This is a genomic window from Microcoleus sp. MON1_C1 (genome assembly GCF_036701945.1).
Classification (GTDB): Bacteria; Cyanobacteriota; Cyanobacteriia; order Cyanobacteriales; family Microcoleaceae; genus Microcoleus.
Map to the genome: position 1 here is coordinate 20,978 of NZ_JAUBRO010000049.1, position 17,169 is coordinate 38,146.

Annotated in this window: 16 protein-coding genes; 8 read left to right on the forward strand and 8 right to left on the reverse strand. The window is 46.3% G+C overall.

Annotation, left to right across the window (positions count from 1 at the left end; all coding sequences use genetic code 11):
* Positions 1 to 50: 50 nt before the first annotated feature.
* Entirely contained in the window at positions 51 to 659 is a 609-nt protein-coding gene (lepB, locus tag QUA62_RS23215; RefSeq protein WP_190660049.1) for a signal peptidase I, read from the forward strand.
* Positions 660 to 766: 107 nt separating this feature from the next.
* Here the strand turns inward: lepB and QUA62_RS23220 are convergent, their stop codons facing one another.
* Together QUA62_RS23220 and QUA62_RS23225 are read right to left on the reverse strand one after the other, a co-directional pair.
* Positions 767 to 2,290, reverse strand: a complete 1,524-nt coding sequence (locus QUA62_RS23220) for a peptide ligase PGM1-related protein (protein WP_333407038.1) — start codon at positions 2,288 to 2,290, stop codon at positions 767 to 769.
* 268 nt (positions 2,291 to 2,558) lie between these two features.
* Positions 2,559 to 4,172, reverse strand: a complete 1,614-nt coding sequence (locus QUA62_RS23225) for a glycosyltransferase family 39 protein (protein WP_333407039.1) — start codon at positions 4,170 to 4,172, stop codon at positions 2,559 to 2,561.
* Positions 4,173 to 4,490: 318 nt separating this feature from the next.
* Between QUA62_RS23225 and recA the strand changes: the two genes are divergently transcribed.
* Complete coding sequence (recA, locus tag QUA62_RS23230) at positions 4,491 to 5,618, forward strand: recombinase RecA (protein ID WP_199292592.1); 1,128 nt, start codon at positions 4,491 to 4,493, stop codon at positions 5,616 to 5,618.
* Positions 5,619 to 5,910: 292 nt separating this feature from the next.
* On the opposite strand, the gene QUA62_RS23235 is transcribed toward recA, so the two are convergent.
* Entirely contained in the window at positions 5,911 to 6,630 is a 720-nt protein-coding gene (locus QUA62_RS23235) for a hypothetical protein (protein WP_333407040.1), read from the reverse strand.
* Between the two features lie 617 nt (positions 6,631 to 7,247).
* On the opposite strand from QUA62_RS23235, the gene QUA62_RS23240 reads away from it, so the two are divergent.
* Positions 7,248 to 7,721 (forward strand): Coq4 family protein, encoded by a 474-nt coding sequence (locus tag QUA62_RS23240; RefSeq protein WP_333407041.1) that lies wholly within the window; start codon positions 7,248 to 7,250, stop codon positions 7,719 to 7,721.
* A 29-nt stretch (positions 7,722 to 7,750) separates the two neighbouring features.
* Positions 7,751 to 7,975, forward strand: coding sequence for a response regulator transcription factor (locus tag QUA62_RS23245; protein ID WP_083888111.1), 225 nt, complete (start codon positions 7,751 to 7,753; stop codon positions 7,973 to 7,975).
* 149 nt (positions 7,976 to 8,124) lie between these two features.
* On the opposite strand, the gene QUA62_RS23250 is transcribed toward QUA62_RS23245, so the two are convergent.
* The 3 genes from QUA62_RS23250 to QUA62_RS23260 form a co-directional block, all read right to left on the reverse strand.
* Positions 8,125 to 9,021: an alpha/beta hydrolase gene (locus tag QUA62_RS23250; RefSeq protein WP_333407042.1), complete on the reverse strand. Its 897-nt coding sequence runs from the start codon at positions 9,019 to 9,021 to the stop codon at positions 8,125 to 8,127.
* Positions 9,022 to 9,238: 217 nt separating this feature from the next.
* Positions 9,239 to 10,681 (reverse strand): D-alanyl-D-alanine carboxypeptidase/D-alanyl-D-alanine endopeptidase, encoded by a 1,443-nt coding sequence (dacB, locus tag QUA62_RS23255; protein ID WP_445301703.1) that lies wholly within the window; start codon positions 10,679 to 10,681, stop codon positions 9,239 to 9,241.
* An 81-nt stretch (positions 10,682 to 10,762) separates the two neighbouring features.
* Entirely contained in the window at positions 10,763 to 11,089 is a 327-nt protein-coding gene (locus QUA62_RS23260; RefSeq protein WP_333407044.1) for a (2Fe-2S) ferredoxin domain-containing protein, read from the reverse strand.
* A 205-nt stretch (positions 11,090 to 11,294) separates the two neighbouring features.
* Between QUA62_RS23260 and QUA62_RS23265 the strand changes: the two genes are divergently transcribed.
* The 4 genes from QUA62_RS23265 to QUA62_RS23280 all read left to right on the forward strand — a co-directional run bounded on the left by QUA62_RS23265 (position 11,295) and on the right by QUA62_RS23280 (position 15,225).
* Positions 11,295 to 11,795: a CBS domain-containing protein gene (locus QUA62_RS23265; RefSeq protein ID WP_333407045.1), complete on the forward strand. Its 501-nt coding sequence runs from the start codon at positions 11,295 to 11,297 to the stop codon at positions 11,793 to 11,795.
* 225 nt (positions 11,796 to 12,020) lie between these two features.
* Positions 12,021 to 12,695 carry a phycobilisome degradation protein NblB gene (nblB, locus tag QUA62_RS23270; RefSeq protein WP_333285585.1) on the forward strand — a complete coding sequence of 225 codons (675 nt, stop codon included), beginning with the start codon at positions 12,021 to 12,023 and terminating at the stop codon, positions 12,693 to 12,695.
* 511 nt (positions 12,696 to 13,206) lie between these two features.
* Positions 13,207 to 14,505: a CAP domain-containing protein gene (locus QUA62_RS23275; protein WP_333407046.1), complete on the forward strand. Its 1,299-nt coding sequence runs from the start codon at positions 13,207 to 13,209 to the stop codon at positions 14,503 to 14,505.
* 171 nt (positions 14,506 to 14,676) lie between these two features.
* A complete protein-coding gene (locus QUA62_RS23280; RefSeq protein WP_333407047.1) occupies positions 14,677 to 15,225 on the forward strand; it encodes an adenylate kinase in 549 nt (182 codons plus the stop codon).
* Here the strand turns inward: QUA62_RS23280 and murQ are convergent.
* Positions 15,219 to 16,133 (reverse strand): N-acetylmuramic acid 6-phosphate etherase, encoded by a 915-nt coding sequence (murQ, locus tag QUA62_RS23285; RefSeq protein WP_333407048.1) that lies wholly within the window; start codon positions 16,131 to 16,133, stop codon positions 15,219 to 15,221. The two genes, QUA62_RS23280 and murQ, sit on opposite strands and share 7 nt — an antisense overlap.
* A 226-nt stretch (positions 16,134 to 16,359) precedes the next feature.
* The gene (locus tag QUA62_RS23290) at positions 16,360 to 16,734 is read right to left on the reverse strand and encodes a DUF3110 domain-containing protein (RefSeq protein WP_333217859.1); all 375 of its coding nucleotides are present in this window, start codon (positions 16,732 to 16,734) and stop codon (positions 16,360 to 16,362) included.
* Between the last annotated feature and the right edge of the window lie 435 nt (positions 16,735 to 17,169).

Below are 17,169 nucleotides of genomic sequence, written 5' to 3' on the forward strand. Positions count from 1 at the left end.
AGCATTATTAAGTTTATAATTAGTATCCAGCTCAGTCACTACAATACCCTATGACTCGTCTAGACAAGTCAGCCGACGAAAAACCCCCGCAAGACACCGAAAATCCTTGGATCGAAGGAATTAAGACGATCGGCTTAGCAGCATTTTTAGCCTTTGGTATCCGCACCCTGGTTGCCGAAGCACGCTACATTCCCACGGGCTCGATGCTCCCAACCTTACAAATTAACGATCGATTAATTATAGATAAGGTAAGCTATCGATTCCAAGAGCCCCAGCGAGGAGATATTATCGTATTTATGCCTCCTGACCCGGCTAGTTTGTGTACGGGACAGCCGCCACCGATCAAAGATGCCTATATCAAGCGAGTGATCGGACTGCCGGGGGACAATGTGGAAGTCAAAGAGGGAAAAGTTTTTATTAACAAGCAGCCGCTACAGGAAAAATATATTGAAGAAATTCCGCAGTATCCCTACGGGCCTGTAGTTGTAGCTCCAAATTCTTACTTGGTGCTCGGCGACAACCGCAACGCAAGCTGTGACAGCCATTATTGGGGCTTTGTGCCCAAGCAAAATATCATCGGTAGGGCAATTGTCCGTTTTTGGCCACTCAACCGCACAGGTTCGATCGACCCCACGCCCCTTTATCCCGCTAAAAATTAGCTACAACCTTCAGTAGGGTGCGCCGAGCGCACCTTACTACTACAGATTAATGAACGTCAAAATTTAAAACTGGCTTAACTTCCGATCGTGCTGCCATTCCAGCAGATTTAGTACGACGTTTCGCGATCGAGAACTTTCACCACTTTGTTATACATCTCCTCAGCTTCTTGCTGCGAATTGCCGATACTGGTCAAGCCCAATTTGCCAAACTCCGACAAACAACCCATTAAATGAAACACACTGCCCGTCTCTGTACCGCTGTCAAAGTGCAGTTGATTGTCAGCAATAATATCCATCAAATCGTTCGGTAATAATCCCCGATAGCGCTCTTTTTTCAAATTGTCCGAAGCGACATAATATTTCGGACGGCCCTGCTGGCTGTAAAATAATCCGGTAGTACGATCGTACCGACCGTTTGTTAACAGCTTCAAAGCCATAAACGGATGAGTTGTGCCTCCTTTTCTTAAGTTAATTTCTATTGCTTGAAGATCCCATTTCCCATCGGATTGCTTTACAGCGAGAAAATCTACTCCAAATCTCTCTAAAGCCCCTTTTTTAGCTAAGTTTTTCCCCACTTTCCATCCCAATTCTTGCAACGCCAGCCGGTAAGATTCGTCCGCAGGAAATCGGCAACCCAAGAAAATTTGACCGTCTGGGCCTCCTAAAATCTGGTCGTGAGTGGAGAGAATTTCTACTTCGCCGCTGGGAATAATTCTGCCTTGAACACTGGGCGAGAACTTTTTTTCTCCTTCGATAAATGCTTCGGCAATTGCCCCTAATTCGGGAATGCGGCTGCTAAAATTTTCCCAGGTTTCGCCTGTGGATTGAAAGCGCAAATTATGGAAGCAATCCCCAATTGCCTTCGCTCTTTCTTGAGGCGCTTTACTTGTCAGGGAACGCAGATCTAGAATTGCATTTCCTTCCCCCGAAAAACCTTCATTTAACTTAATTACCATCCGCTGCAAATCCGGCTGCCGTTCCCACAATTGAGCGGCAGCTTCTGCTAAATCTTCCGCATTCCAAACCAACTCGGAACCGTCAGGATAAGGCACGCCACATTCTTTAAAAATTTGCCTGCTACCGCTTTTTGTTCCCCAGTATAACAGATCGGGATCGCTGGCCCACAAAGGAATCCCCAATTTAACAGATAACTCGCGTTCTAAGGGCGTCGAGTTATAACAAACCATATAAGATTTTGTCGGCCGTACTGCTTGACGAATGCGCTCCATCAAGCGGGGGCGATCTAAAATTTTCTGGGTGAGGGATTTGGCAGAAGCATCGTAAGCACTGAACAGCAAAAGCCGATCGCGCGCGTGAGAAAATGGTATTCCCGGCAGCAATTGCAGGTAATAATCCACAATCATCGGGTGCAAGGGCTCCGAGGTAATGTAAATTAAGCGCGTGCGGGGATTTCGCAGGCGAATTAATGAAAATAAATGCCGCTCTTCGTAGTGGTAAGCACCCTCAATTTTCCGCATTTCTTGCTGATCTAAGCTGACAGAAGGAATGATAATAATGTCACAATCCCCGCTGTCGAATTCTTCTATCGCTCGCCAACGTTCGCGTAATTCGGTCTGAAGATTGCGAAACTTCTGCGCCGATTCGGAAGATGAATTATTTAACTCTTGCATTGCGTTTTATCCTAAGTATTCAAATAATTATTGCTGATTATGTCGGGTGTGTCAGCCCCCATAGTGGAGACAACTCAAACAGTTTTTTCTGACCCCGCCCAAAAACCGATACTGTGCCACCTACTCCTGTCGTGAATCTCCAAAAATTTTAGACCCAAGTTTAATCTCCCAGATTCATCTGTGGAATAAATCTAAAATCTAAAATCTAAAATCTAAAATCGACTGACGTACCCTACCGGGGACGATCTTCCATTTCTGTCAATCTGCTCTAAGAAGCTCGCCGCGCTCGAAAAAGTCTGGCATACTGCAAAATTGGCTCTAAGCGGCGTTGATTTTGCTTGAGTGCCGATCGCAATTTTTCCGAAGGGCGGAACACCAGGGGAGCCGAATATTTGTTCAGCATTTCCATATCTGGCGACTGGCTCAGCAGCATCAGCCTCACTTCTTTGTCGAGCAAATAACTCAGAGAAAGCAAATCTCCCATGTTAGTAAAATCGTTGCCGCGATCGCTAATTACAATTGTATCTTTAATGGATCGATTAGCTATCACCTCTTTGTTAATAATTTTCGCAACTTCAGCATTAAAATAGCTCAAGTCTTTGCTCCACCAAGTATCAGAAAAAGCGCTAACTGTACAGGAGGCTACACTTGCTGTAAATACCAAGGCTAAAATGACTTGCCACAACCGCTGCTGAGTTTTCACGTTACTCGCGAGCAAGTAAGCAACTGCTAGCTGCACTCCCGGAAAGCAGGAAATCAGATAGCGGCTGACGGCGGAACGTTTGCCACCTAGAATTAGATCCGGTAATGCCAGTATCAAAAAAGGTACCAAAATAGATGTTACAATAAACAGCCAAGTAGAAGTGCTAACCCTGCGACAGATTGTGTAAAAAGCTGCCGCAATTAATAGCAAAAATGGCAATCTCAGCAGATAAGTCCAAATATTATCCCCGAAGTCAAAGTCAAAAAATAAGGCTGTAAAGCTGAGTGTCCACAATTTGACAAGATACAGCCAACCCGGAGATAGTCGCGTCCAATCTGTCGTAGCTGATGCTCGTTCCAGGTTTGTCGCCAGCAGGTAAATCCAGGGGATATACAATATTAAAGCTGCTGTTACTGCTAAGAAAAATTGGGAATTAGTTACGTGACCTGGCAATTTTGTTTTTTTGACAAACAACCAGTAAGAAATTATAAAAACTCCGTGTCCAATGAGTGTTAAACTGAAGAAAGGGTGAGTGTAGAAACCAACGACGATCGCCAGCGAGTAAAATACCCAATCTTGCCAACCCCGCAACCGCACTGCTCTTAGCAGCAGCCAACTGCTGCCAATAACTGTCGCTGTCAGCAAACTGTACTGCCTTGCTGTCTGAGCAAACAATATATCAAAGGGAGATAAAGCCAAAAGTGCTGTTGCTAATAACGCAGCCAAATTCGAGGCGAAAAGTTCCTGAGCTAAAGCGTACATCAAAGGCAGCGACAGCAAACTCAATAGTGCTGGCCAACTGCGGGAGGCTGTTAGAGAACTGCCAAATTGCTGCATCCACCAACGGGCCATGAGAAAGTATAAAGGCGGATGCTGCGGGTCTTCTAGTGCTAAAGAACGAATTGTGTCTGCTTCTGTACTTCCCGGTTTAATCTGCTGATATTTTTGCAATTCTGGTGCGGGAACAATCCGGTTTTGGAATAGTTCGTCGTCAATTTCTTGGCGGGTGAAACCAGCGGCGCGGATTGATGTGTAAGCTTCGTCGTGCCAGTACAGTTTGCGATCGATCTCGAAAAACCGAAATCCGATACCAAGTAAAATGCCGATCGCCAATAAGTTCATCAGCCAGCGGGAATTTTTGGTATTAACAGATGTGTCTTGATGTGTTGTAGATCCCATGCTTGTCCTAATTGTGGCGATTCCCTCCGGGATAGCTACGCTTCACGGAATTTGGAACTGTAGCCCATCTTAAACCTCACTCCCAGAGCGATCGATACCAACTACATCCCCTAACAGACAATAATTCTACCCTCTGCCGGATGCCGAATATCTTCTCGATTAGAGCCTTCTGAAAGCTGGCTCAGGCTCAACCACCCCCAAAATCAAGAATCTTCAGCCAGATCCTCCCAGAACCTCCAGACCCCAAAAATAACTGCTAACATACGTGTTGTACAGTTAATCAACAAGCTCCGCAAGGGGTCTACCCGCGTACCGCAAATGGCAAAATCAAAAGAAACGTCTATAAAAACTTCCACTGAAAACTCAGAAAAGCAAAAAGCTCTAACTTCGGTACTCTCCCAAATCGAGCGCAGCTTTGGCAAAGGAGCGATCGTCCGATTGGGAGACTCCACTCGCATGAGGGTAGAAACCATTCCCACCGGAGCCCTGACACTGGACATTGCTTTGGGCGGCGGTTTGCCAAAAGGCCGAGTCATTGAAATTTACGGCCCGGAAAGTTCCGGTAAAACCACTCTGGCCCTCCACGCGATCTCCGAAGTCCAAAAATCCGGCGGTATCGCAGCCTTCGTCGATGCCGAACACGCCCTCGATCCCACCTACGCCTCAGCTTTAGGCGTCGATATTGAAAATCTCTTAGTTTCCCAGCCGGATACCGGCGAAATGGCCCTAGAAATAGTCGATCAACTCGTGCGTTCCGTCGCCGTCGATATCGTAGTAATTGACTCCGTAGCCGCCCTCGTCCCCCGCGCCGAAATCGAAGGCGACATGGGCGACTCCCACATGGGTTTGCAAGCGCGCTTGATGAGCCAAGCTTTGCGGAAAATCACCGGCAACATCGGCAAATCCGGCTGTACCGTCATTTTCCTCAACCAATTGCGGCAGAAAATCGGCGTAACTTACGGCAACCCCGAAACCACAACCGGCGGTAACGCACTCAAATTCTACGCCAGCGTGCGGCTCGACATTCGCCGCATTCAAAGCTTGAAAAAAGGTACAGAAGAATACGGCAACCGCACTAAAGTTAAAGTTGCTAAAAATAAAGTTGCTCCGCCTTTCCGTATTGCCGAATTTGACATTGTATTTGGCAAAGGCATTTCTACTTTAGGCTGTCTGACTGACTTGGCCGATGAAATGGGAGTAATTACTAAGAAAGGTTCTTGGTACAGCTACAAGGGCGACAACATTGCTCAAGGACGCGACAACGTAATTCGGCACATGGAGGAAAATACCGAATTTAAAAATGAGATCGAGAAGTTAGTGCGGGAAAAACTTGATACGGGAGCTGTGGTTTCTGCTAATTCTGTCGCTCCGGTCGATCTTGATGTTGATGATGAGGATGAGGATATTGATGACGTTCAGGATGTAGAAGAGTTGGAAGAAGTCTAACTTTTGTAGTGATTTAGCGATTAGTCATTAGTGATTAGTCATTAGTAAAAGTAGGTTGGTTGAACGTAGAGAAACCCAACCTACTTTTGTGCTTTTGTCCTCAAAGATATGCAGGTTATACCATTTTAGATTTGGGAATTACTTACTGGGAGCCTCTCATATTTGTAAAAACACTTCTTCTGGCTCCTTCCTTCTTCCTTCTTCCTCTTTCCTCCTGGCTCCTGGCTCCTGGCTCCCAAATCCAATTTTTAGCTTGGCTGCTTTCATTGAAATGCTCCCTACTTACTATCACTTATTCAGGCATAGAAACGGGCTGAACGTATTGAGAATTAGCCCGCACATAACAGCCTTGTCTTGTCTGCAACCAGGGTTGACCGTTCGCCACCGTAATCGCATTTACTCCCCGGAGTTCAGCAGCAATTGTATCTCTATCAGCGCGGTAAACTTGTTGAATTGCTCCGTTTGGCGTCTTGCGGCAGTTTAGTTGTCCATCTCGCGACGTGACTCGCCAAGCAGGCCAAGTTGCAGAACCAGCAGTTTCAGTCAACCAAGTATTAGAATTGCTAGAAGTATAGTCGCCAATTGCATTAGGACGCGGTAAAGATTCGACTAAATTTACTTTAAATGTCTGGCCAGTAGAAGGACAATTTTCTCCTCCTTTCACCTTCCAAGTAACTTCGGCTCCCAATTGGCTGCTCCTTCCAACTTGACGCCTAACAATGGTAATATCCCCAGAACAAACAATTTTTTGGCCAGGGCCGGTCGTACTGTCTTTGAAAGTCCCATTGTAATAGTAAGAGCCTGCTGCTCCTTCGGAACGGGTAATTTGAATGTTGCCCAAAAAATTCCGATTGCCTACTTTGGTCAAGTAAAAACCTCTGGGATTGTTCCCTTTTTCTGACAGGTTTAAAGTAGTTTTACCGTTAGGGTTAACATAAGTCGTAGCGCTAGCAGCACCGCACCAAATTAATGACAGAACTCCTGGGGACAACAAAATGTAAAGTTTTTTCACAGCAACACCTTGTATGATATGAATCTCTACTTTATTTATAGCGGTTGGTGAAAATACTTGCCCAGTCGCTCAAATGAGTGTCACTCATTTGAGCGACATTCTAACGACATACGGGCAATCCCCCATGATTGCCACTACAAATTCGGCAACCACAGGGGATTGGGACTACTGCGTAATTCCTAAAAATCAACTCTGCATAACTTCACCTTGCTTCACCTTGCTTCAACTCTCTTCACTTGTATGCACCTGCATCACGAGGCCTGCAAGCTTCAACTTCTGACTCATTGCAGGTTCCAATAATTATCGGCAGAATAAATTTATATACGTAAGTAAAGGGGTTCCAGTCACCGCTAAATACTGGGGATTTTACTTATACTTCCCGGTGGGTCAAGTTGCGATTAGAAAAACTAAGGAGATTTTTACAGGTAGCAGATTTCACATCTAAAAATGTTTGTAAAGAAATGTAAAAGCTCCTGATAGCCGATTGGTTTGACAGAAAGTACAATTTTTAAGCTGAGTCGGTAAAAAAAGTCGTCTTGATTCAGCGCAAAAATGAACTTGACAAACACAAATTAATTGGCTCGAAACTTAAATCATTTTTGAAGGGAGAATAAATTATGAGTGACGGTCAATTAGAAGTTATATTAAAGATGGCTCAAACAATTAATCCTCAAATTGAGAGCGATCGACATTTTGAAATAGACTTGGCAAAATTGCGCCAACTGCCAACAGGAACATTAGGGTGCGAAGTGGCGCGATTTCTAGACGAACAAGGCTTTGAGCCGATCGCATCGGGAGACGGGATTCAGCGAAACCACGACGTTTGGCACGTGCTGACGGGTCTTTCAGCTTCAACAGAAGATGAATTGGTACTTCAAGCGTTTACTCGCGCTCAAGTATTTCGTCCTTCCTGTGCGATTTTAGTGTTAGTTGGACTGATCGGCGGCAAATGCGCGATCGGACAAATTATCAAAGGCTTAAAATACGGAAAATTAGCCACTCGGTTAATTGACTGGGACGTTGCATCTGATTGGGAAACTCCTTTATCTGAAGTTCGAGAGAAACTCAGAATTCTACCCTTAATTGATTAGATTTTCACTCGTTACCTCATTGCAAAAGTATGCAAAGCACAAGTTACAAACCGGAAATTAGCCTGAGCCCACGCGAAAGAGCGATCGCGCAATTAGTAGCCCAAGGCCTGCCAAACAAATGTATTGCCAAAAATTTAAATATCAGTCACTGGACAGTTGCTACTTACGTGAGGCGGATTTTTATCAAACTCGGTGTTTGTTCCAGAACTGCGATGATTGCACTGCTGATCCAAGAAAATTTGCTCTGGGACTGATAAATAAGTAGGGTGCGTCAGCTAGCTTTAATTCTCTGGTAATCCAGAAACTCTAGGCACGACCCACCCTAAAAAAAACCTATCCCTAGACAGATGAAAACCCGGTTTAGCTGTAAAACCGGGTTTTAATTTGCAATGTTTAAAACTTTCTATGCCAAAGCCAAAGAAGGAGAAGAATTTCTCAGAAAACTCAGCAATTCTCGATTCACCGTTTGCGGCGCTTCCTGCTGAATCCAGTGGCCGCAGTTAGGAACTAATTTTAACTTAAACGGAGCCGTAATTAATCTGTCTAAACCTTCTACAAGTTTGTGGCTCAAAAACGCATCTTCTTCTCCCCAAAGCACCAAAGTAGGCACTGTCACAGGTTCTAATTTCTCCGCCAAATTCCAAAGCCTCTGCGGGTGAAACATCTGGCGGTAATAATTGATAGCGGCGGCTAATACTCCCGGCTTTTCTAAAGCAGTCTGATAAATCTTAGTTTCCTCAGCGCTAAAAGCTCCTTTGCGAACAGCTTGTCCTTGGAAAACATTGTGAACAAAATCTTTCAAGTTTTGCCGGATCAACCATTCGGGAATGCCGGGAACCTGAAACGCCAAAACGTACCAACTGCGGCGGATTTGATCTAAATTGCTCGCCATTTCCTGCACGAATCGCTGCGGGTGCGGAGCGTTTAAAATTGCCAAGCGGTTGAGTTGTTCGGGGAATTTTTGAGCTAAGTGCCACGCAATCGCGCCTCCCCAATCATGACCTACAACGTGAGCTTTTTTATAACCGAGGTTCGCAATCAAACCGCGAATATCCGCGCTCAGCGTATCTAAATCATAGCCGCTTTCCGGCTTGTCGGAATCGTTGTAGCCCCGCAAATCCGGCACCACAACCTTAAAATGACGCGCTAAAGCAGGAATTTGATGACGCCAAGAGTACCAAAACTCTGGAAACCCATGCAGGAGGAGAACAAGCTCGCCTTCTCCTTGAGAAACGCAGTGCAGGCGGATGTTATTGGTTTCGACGAAGATGTGTTTCTGTTCGGAATCGAAAGAATTCATAGTTGGAAAGTTAGACTTATTTTCGGGAAGTACACAACCCGCCGACTGGTAGCAGGCTAAAACGGCCCAATGGTTTTAATTTTTCTACTTTTATTGTAGCTGCTTTTCGATCCCCGTCGCTGCAATCTAATGAAACTTAAAACTTGTAGGGTTTTTAGGTGTCCGGTTTTTTAGGTGTAACTACTGAGCTTAACTTTCTCACCTTAAATCTGTTGTTTTAACAGCGGCGCAGGCGATTCAATAATAGCACAATTTCGTCCGTTGCCGATCGCATTTTTGCAGTCGATAGGTCAGATTGATTGACGATAATGCTAAACACCAACGGCTCGTAATTCGGAACTTCGATATATCCCGACAGCGCCGAAACTCCGCTCATAGTTCCTGTTTTTGCTTGCAAATTTACGCGATTTGGTGTATTATTAAAGCGATTTTTCAAAGTGCCGCTCTCCCCAGCGATCGGCAGTGACTGGCGGTAAATAGATGCTGCAGGTGAATTGGCCATAACTCTCAAAGTTTGCACCAAGGCTTCTGGACTAATTAAATTGTGCCGAGACAAGCCCGAACCGTCGGCTAATATGTAGCTGTTTGGATTGACTCCTAATTGAGTTAAAACTGTCTTTAACTCTTTCAAACCCATTTCACCTGTATCCTCTGGCGGCAGGGGCATCTTGTCTGTAACTTTTCCCAGCAATCTCAATATAACTTCTGCATAAAGATTGTTGCTTTCGCGATTAGTTTCTCTCACCAATTCCGCCAGAGGCGGCGATTCAACGGTCGCTAATTCTTGATTTAAATTGCGAGAAGCCGAGGCAACTAAAGCCTGTTTAACAGGAATTCCCTCAGCCGCTAGAACTTGCTGAAACTGCTGCAAAAAATTATTAGCGGGGTTGACAACTGCCACATAAGCTGATTCAGGTTCGCCACCAACTTTCAACTGTCCGCTCACTCGAATTATAGGTCGATCGAACTCCCGGCCAACTTCAATAAACTCAGATTCGTTTTGGGCGACAGTTACTGAATTGTTCTGGAGTTGCCACTGATTTGCCTGCTTAGGTTCGGCAAAAGTAACTTTCAGAGGTTGCCCGAGAGCCTGCGGGGACAAGAGAAGGTCGATCGCGTTTTGATTGAAAATTAAACTGTTAATCGGCGCTCCGTAGCCAGCTTGCGCGTCTTCCCATTCCCAATTCGGATTGACTGCACTGCCTTGAAAATAGCTGTCATCGCCAATCAACTCGTTTACTTGACTGATTCCCCGCTGCTTCAACTGCTGCGCCAAAGATTTCAACTGAGCCTCAGCAATGCTCGGATCTCCCCTGCCGGCAACGTACAAACTTCCATTTTCGCCGCTGTAAACCGATGTCTTAATCCGAAAATCTGCACCGAGTTTCTGCAAAGCAGCGGCTGTAGTTAGCAGCTTGGCATTTGATGCTGGAATAAAATATTTGGTGGCGTCGCGGCTGTAGAGAGTAGTAGTAGAAGATAGAGGTTGAATCAAAATGCCCCAGCGCGATCGACTAAATTCGGGACGATTGGCGATCGCATCTACTTGTGCCCCCAATTCCCCAGGACAAATATCCCCAGCAACCGCCGACGTTTGAGCAGCAACCGCCGACGGACGCCCCAGCACCAGCACTAACAAACTAAGCGCAATTCCTTGGATTTTCAAAGTGGCAGTTCCTTAACAATAACTATTAAAATTAGATGCGCCAGAGCTTGGAAGTTTCACCGAATCAAGTCAATATTAATAATAATAACGCGCATGAATTCTCGGATTGAACAGCGCTTCTACAGGTTTTCCCTCTTTGAAATGCTCTTCCACAATTAACGGTACATCACTCGGTTTAACTCGACAATACCAAATTTCGTCCGGCGTAACTCGTACAGTCGGGCCAGTGGTGCACTGTCCCTGACAGCTAGTAGCCTCAACTTTCACCCCTGCAAGTTGTTGAGCTTCAAAAGCAGCTAGCACTGCTGCTGAACCATTTTTCAGGCAAGATAGATACTGGCAAACCAATACACAGCGCGCTTCTGGTTGGCAGTCTGGTTCTCGGGTTGGAGATTCTGGCATTGGTAAGGATTTATCGGCTCTTTAAGATATCTTAACAATCTTGTCAGGTCGATCGCTCGCCGGAGGGAGGCAAACGGCAGAATTTTATAGTGCGATCGAAAAAAACAGCAAAATTCTGGCATTCAAACTTTTTCCTTCCTTCTACCTTCTAACGAATTCCTCCAGCAGAGCTGCCTTTCTTCAGTCTGTGTCACGCTTTCCCGATATGATCGATTTAGAGCAACAACTCAATCAACCGCTAATCATGCCAAAAACAGTAGCCGATGTAATGAGCCGCGAGCCGATTTTGGCGCGACCCGAAATGCCCTTGAACGAAGCGATTAAAATTTTAGCCGCTCGACGCATTAGCGGTCTTCCCGTCGTAGATGAGAATGACGTGTTAGTAGGAGTCATCTCCGAAACCGACTTGATGTGGCGGGAAACCGGCGTAACTCCCCCCGCTTACATCATGGTGCTCGACAGCGTGATTTACTTAGAAAATCCATCTCGTTACGAGCGAGATCTGCACAAGGCTTTAGGACAAACAGTAGGAGAAGCGATGAGTAAAGAACCAGTTACCATCGGGCCCGACAAATCTGTCCAAGAAGCTGCCAAACTGATGCACGATCGCAGTATCCACCGATTGCCGGTGCTTGATACTGCGGGCAAAGTAATCGGCATCCTCACTAGGGGAGATATTATCCGATCGATGGCTGCCGAATCTTAAATTAACTGCTGCAGTTCCAGGACTGTATCAGAAAATGAGTCGATCGCTCTTTCAATCTCGCTGACTTTTTGCAATTACCAATTATCTAGATTCACGACACGGAAGTCAGGAATAGACGCAGAGCTATTTTTTCTTTCTTGCTTCTTCTTCTTCCCTCTTCCTTCTTCCTTCTTCCTTCTTCCTTCTTCCTTCTCCCCAATTACCAATTATCAAATTTAAAATCGAATGAGCATTACCCCTGAGTCTGTCGAACAATTGCTGAATTCCGAGGATTTTGGCGAAAGACTGCGAGCAGTCAACCAACTGCGGCAACTAGAACCCGCGATTGCCTATAAACTGATTCAAATTGCGATCGGCGATCAAAACGTCCGGGTTCGCTACGCCGCAGTCAGCCAGATATCAACCCTCGGTACGCAGAATCTGCCGAACGCTTTAGAGGTACTGCGAAACAGCCTGAACAACGACCCCGAACCCGACGTGCAAGCAGCAGCAGCCGATGCTTTGGGCGCATTGAAATTAACCGATGCTTTAGAAGATTTGCAGCAAGTTTATAGCAGTACCTCTGAATGGCTGGTGCAACTGAGCATCGTTGCGGCTTTGGGAGAAATGGGAGATCCGAAAGCTTTTCCGATGTTAGAAAATGCCCTGACTTCTGAAAACGAATTGATCCAAACAATTGCCATCAGTGCATTAGGTGAATTGGGAGATAAACGCGCGCTGCCGCTGCTGCTTCCCTACGTTTCCAATGCAGATTGGCAGATCCGTTACAGAGTCGCCCAAGCTTTGGGGCGGTTGGGCGGTGCAGAAGCACAGACAGCTTTGGAAATTCTCGCCAAAGATGAGGTTGAACAAGTTGCTCAGGAAGCTAAAGCCGGACAAGAAAATAGTTTGAAATCTTGAGATTGCTTTGGCGATCGCGAACAACCCTGCGCGGTTGTGAATTTTGAATTAATTTAGAATTTTTTGTGCGGGTTCTAGTAACAACTCTGTTCGCGATCGCACACAGAATTCAGAAACCCGGTTTCTTCCTATATTTATTGTTCCTGTCTGCAAAACTTGTAGAAACCGGGTTTCTAGCCAGCCAGCGGGCTGGTTGGGTAGCGCCAACCTTACTAATCAGGAAAAAGCTCAAATCTTAAATCTCAAATTTAAAATTGTATTGATGCGACGGGCGATCGCAAATTCCATTGAAACTCTCCTTAAATTCCAGCGTACTCTTCCCTTTCCCAACCAGAGCCGGGCTCTTGACATCCGCACTTTGACAACAGCTATAATTAGAATAAATAGAGCAGCGGTAGGGATTAACACAATTATTGAATTGTGCCCAGCCAGCTAGGGATCGGGGAAACTATCGTTAAGACGGTAAGCAATCTACCAGCAAAACCAAGTCTTAAAACTGTTTATCATCCCCATGCTTGAACAACTATCAAATTCCGGCTCTCAGTCCTTGGACACTTTAACAGGAGAGCGATCGGCCTCTCAAGTAGCACCAAGCCCAACCAATCAAAACTTTGTTAATAGAGTTTTAGAACTTACCAACATCGAACGCAGCAAATTGAGTTTGTCCCCGCTAACCTTCAATACTCAGTTACTAAATGCGGCGGAAAATCACACCCAAAACATGGCACTGCAAGACTTCTTTTCCCATACCGGAAAAGATGGTTCGTCATTAGGAAGTCGGATTAGTGCAACGGGCTATCAATTCTCAGCGGCTGCAGAAAACATCGCTGCGGGCTCTTCTACACCCGAACAAGTTGTATCATCATGGATGAACAGCAGCGGCCACCGCGCTAACATTCTTAACCCCAATCTCAAAGAAATTGGCATCGGTTACTATTTCTTAGCCGACGATACGGGCACAGAAAATTGGAATCACTATTGGACGCAAGTTTTTGCGACTTCTCTTGACGGTAGTGTCAATCCCGCACCCACACCGACACCCACACCAACTCCCACACCAACTCCCACACCAACTCCCAACACATTGGTATCGATTACTTCGCCAATACCCAATGCTATAGGGGACGGAAGCCCGACGACAGCACCCAAAAATACAGCCAGCGGCGGCAATTATTTCCTATCAGATAGTGCCGATAGTCAAATACCGACAAATGCTGCGGGATTGCCAATTTTTGCCCTTTCCGGCAAAGACAATATCACCGGGGGAGAAGGTACTGATAGCATTAATGGAATGCAAGGTGCGGATACAATTAATGGCGCAGGCGGCAATGACAGCTTATCCGGCGGCAAAGAGTCGGATTCAATTGAGGGCGGTGTTGGCAATGATTTTATCAGCGGCAATAACGATAACGATCGACTAATCGGATCTGACGGTAACAATACTATTCGCGGCGGCAAAGAAGATGATGTCTTGGTTGGCGGTAACAGCGACGATTTGTTGGCGGGCGATCGCGGGCAAGATATGCTGACCGGCGGTGCTGGAAATGATACGTTTATCCTAGCAGGAGGTTTGTCTGCGGCGGCTACTTTAATAAGTGCAGACGTAATCGTCGATTTTGAGGCTGGGGATAAAATTGGTTTGACTGACAGTCTCGGATTTGCCAACTTGACTTTTGAATCTGTGAGTTTGCAGTTGGATGGAGGTGCAAGTGTCGCTTCTACGGCGATTAAGTCGGGGAACAATTATTTGGGAATCGTGCAGGGTGTCAGTCAAAATCAGCTTACCTCAAGCGTTTTTGTGAATGGCTAACGGGGAATGGGTAGTGTAAAATTTCACTTATGCAGCGTGTAAGGTGCGTCAGTTCGTAGGGATTGGATGGGTAGCCCAGATTGTCGCAGCGGACGCACCCTACTACTTCAGTTGTTATAGCAATTCTCCCAAATCTTGCTACAAACTTCATCATTACTAAGAGGGGTAACTATGAAAAAAGTAGCCGTGTTTGGCAACACAGGAGGCGGTAAATCAACTCTAAGCAAGAGATTATCAGAAATTACTGGTTTGCCACTTTACCCCTTGGATAAAATTCAATATCAATCTGGGGGCGCTGAGGTTCCAAATGAAGAATATAAGCATACGCATGAGAAAATTTTGGCTACTGACCGATGGATTATAGACGGTTTTGGTTGCATGGAAACCCTATGGCTTCGACTCCACGAGGCAGATACTCGGGTTTTTGTCGATCTGCCCCTATACGTGCATTTCTGGTGGGTGACTAAACGGCTGATTACAGGTAAGTTTATACCGCCAGAAGGCTGGCCCCAAAAGAGTCCGATCTTGAAGAGTTCAATTAATAGTTACCGTGTTCTTTGGTTGTGTCACAAGTATTTGACTCCCAGATACCGCGAGTATGTCGATCGCGCTCAAAACACCAAAAGTGTTTATCACCTCAGATCCACTGAAGAGATTTCACAATTTTTTGACTCGATGGTGCAAATGACTAACAACTCAAATCAGGTTACTGACTACTGACTAATGGAGGCCACAGCCGATCGCAAATTCCCTTGAAACTCGCCCAGAATTCGATCGCACTCTTCCTTCTCCAAATTAGTCCAGTGCATCATCAAAGCTAATTTTACAGACTTGCCGCTTTTTTCGAGCAAAAAACCCGCCTCCTCCCGGCTTAAATCAGTCAAATCCTGCAACATCCGCACAGCCCGATCGCGCAATTTCTTATTAGTCACCGCCACATCAACCATCCGATTGCCGTAAACCTTCCCCAGCTTCACCATTACCCCAGTCGAAATGATATTTAAAGCCATTTTTGTTACTGTACCCGCTTTCAAGCGCGTCGAACCCGCCACTACCTCCGGGCCAACCAACAACCGAATATCAACATCAGCCTCAAAACTCACTTGTTCGACGGGAACGCAGGCCATAAACACGGTTTTCGCCCCCCGCTGGCGTGCCGCCTGCAAAGCGCCCGCGACAAACGGCGTTGTACCTCCAGCCGTAATCCCGACAACCACATCTAAGTTGGTAATGTGACGGTGGGCGATCGCCTCAGCCCCATCTTCAGCCCGATCCTCCAAATCCTCCGAACTCCGCACCAAAGCCCCCGCACCCCCGGCAATTATGCCCTGTACGAGTTCTGGCGGCGTGCAGAAGGTGGGGGGACACTCGGCGGCATCCAGCACCCCCAAACGCCCGGAAGTACCCGCACCGACGTAAAACAGGCGACCTCCTTGACGCAGAGACTCGGCTGCAATGTCGATCGCTTCGGCTAACTGTTCGCGCGCACGGGCGATCGCGCTTAAGGTTTGGGCGTCTTCCCGGTTGAACAAGTCCACTAATTCGATCGAACTGAGTTGGTCTAAATTCTCGCTGTTGGTATTCACCTGTTCAGTCAGCAGATGGCCCCGTTCTTCCAAATTCTTCATTTTTTCTCAGTTGTTAATTGTCAGTTGTCGGCTTTCAAGCGAAGTCAGGAGACATACAGAGTCCCTGGTTCAGCCTGCAAGCCTGTATCTACAAATGAAGCCCTTGATTGAGTACGCTGGAAGAGATTAAATTTATCCTTCTTCCCTCTTCCTTCTTCACATCGAGCCTCGAATCTCAATATCCACCCGTTACATCCGCTACAGAATCCGTTGCCGAACCTTCCTTTTACAAAAGTCCTTCGAGTCGGCGGCGAATAGAATCCAGTTCGTTTTGGGAAACCTCCGAATCCAGAGCGAGATCCGGCTCCGGCTCCGGCTGCCACTGAGTCTGTGTTACATTGTTTTCTGGCGGAATCTCCAACGCCCCCGCCGGTATGAGTTCCCAATCATAATCAACACTGTTGCAGAAATCCTTAATTTCCTCCTCGTCGATCGCCTCGACAGTGGGTTCGGGGAAATCCTGAGCTTCCAACATCACGCCAAAGCGGGTGGCGTCGTCTTCTGACTCAAACATCAGAACTTTATTGCGATCGCCGAGTTGAATGGTATGAATTCCCTCATTCTCGGTGCGGGCATTGAAGAGTAAGACGAACACTCGCATAAGTTTTAAAGACCTTCTTAACCACCATTTTTTTATCTTAGAAGCGATCGGGCAACCGATTTTAAATTTTATATTTTAGATTTTAGATTGACCAGCGATCCTGCACTGGCGGGATCGAAAGGAATTGGGGCATTTGGACGACTTGGTTTGATATTTTAGATTTTAGATTGACCGCCGATCCTGCACAGCGGGGGAAACCTAGAGGATTTGGGGGAGTTGGAGGACTTGGTTTTAGGTGATGTTGCGTGTTTTGATTAAGTTCGGTAAAGGTTTCTGGAGTCTACCCTGGAGTGGGGGCGTGCCTTCGACCTTCGCTGCGCCCGATCGGCACTTCCGACCTCACTTCTGAGTCTACCAAAGGCAGAAGGCACACTGGCGAATCACAGAAATTATACCTGTCTAAAATTGGCTGATTCCCTTAATTCCTGAATTCTC

What these genes read in the sequence shown, in the direction of transcription:
- lepB (WP_190660049.1), top strand. Translation starts at nt 51, where the DNA reads ATGACTCGTCTAGACAAGTCAGCCGACGAAAAACCCCCGCAAGACACC.
- QUA62_RS23220 (WP_333407038.1), bottom strand. Translation starts at nt 2,290, where the DNA reads ATGCAAGAGTTAAATAATTCATCTTCCGAATCGGCGCAGAAGTTTCGC.
- QUA62_RS23225 (WP_333407039.1), bottom strand. Translation starts at nt 4,172, where the DNA reads ATGGGATCTACAACACATCAAGACACATCTGTTAATACCAAAAATTCC.
- recA (WP_199292592.1), top strand. Translation starts at nt 4,491, where the DNA reads ATGGCAAAATCAAAAGAAACGTCTATAAAAACTTCCACTGAAAACTCA.
- QUA62_RS23240 (WP_333407041.1), top strand. Translation starts at nt 7,248, where the DNA reads ATGAGTGACGGTCAATTAGAAGTTATATTAAAGATGGCTCAAACAATT.
- QUA62_RS23245 (WP_083888111.1), top strand. Translation starts at nt 7,751, where the DNA reads ATGCAAAGCACAAGTTACAAACCGGAAATTAGCCTGAGCCCACGCGAA.
- QUA62_RS23250 (WP_333407042.1), bottom strand. Translation starts at nt 9,021, where the DNA reads ATGAATTCTTTCGATTCCGAACAGAAACACATCTTCGTCGAAACCAAT.
- QUA62_RS23260 (WP_333407044.1), bottom strand. Translation starts at nt 11,089, where the DNA reads ATGCCAGAATCTCCAACCCGAGAACCAGACTGCCAACCAGAAGCGCGC.
- QUA62_RS23265 (WP_333407045.1), top strand. Translation starts at nt 11,295, where the DNA reads ATGATCGATTTAGAGCAACAACTCAATCAACCGCTAATCATGCCAAAA.
- nblB (WP_333285585.1), top strand. Translation starts at nt 12,021, where the DNA reads ATGAGCATTACCCCTGAGTCTGTCGAACAATTGCTGAATTCCGAGGAT.
- QUA62_RS23275 (WP_333407046.1), top strand. Translation starts at nt 13,207, where the DNA reads ATGCTTGAACAACTATCAAATTCCGGCTCTCAGTCCTTGGACACTTTA.
- QUA62_RS23280 (WP_333407047.1), top strand. Translation starts at nt 14,677, where the DNA reads ATGAAAAAAGTAGCCGTGTTTGGCAACACAGGAGGCGGTAAATCAACT.
- murQ (WP_333407048.1), bottom strand. Translation starts at nt 16,133, where the DNA reads ATGAAGAATTTGGAAGAACGGGGCCATCTGCTGACTGAACAGGTGAAT.
- QUA62_RS23290 (WP_333217859.1), bottom strand. Translation starts at nt 16,734, where the DNA reads ATGCGAGTGTTCGTCTTACTCTTCAATGCCCGCACCGAGAATGAGGGA.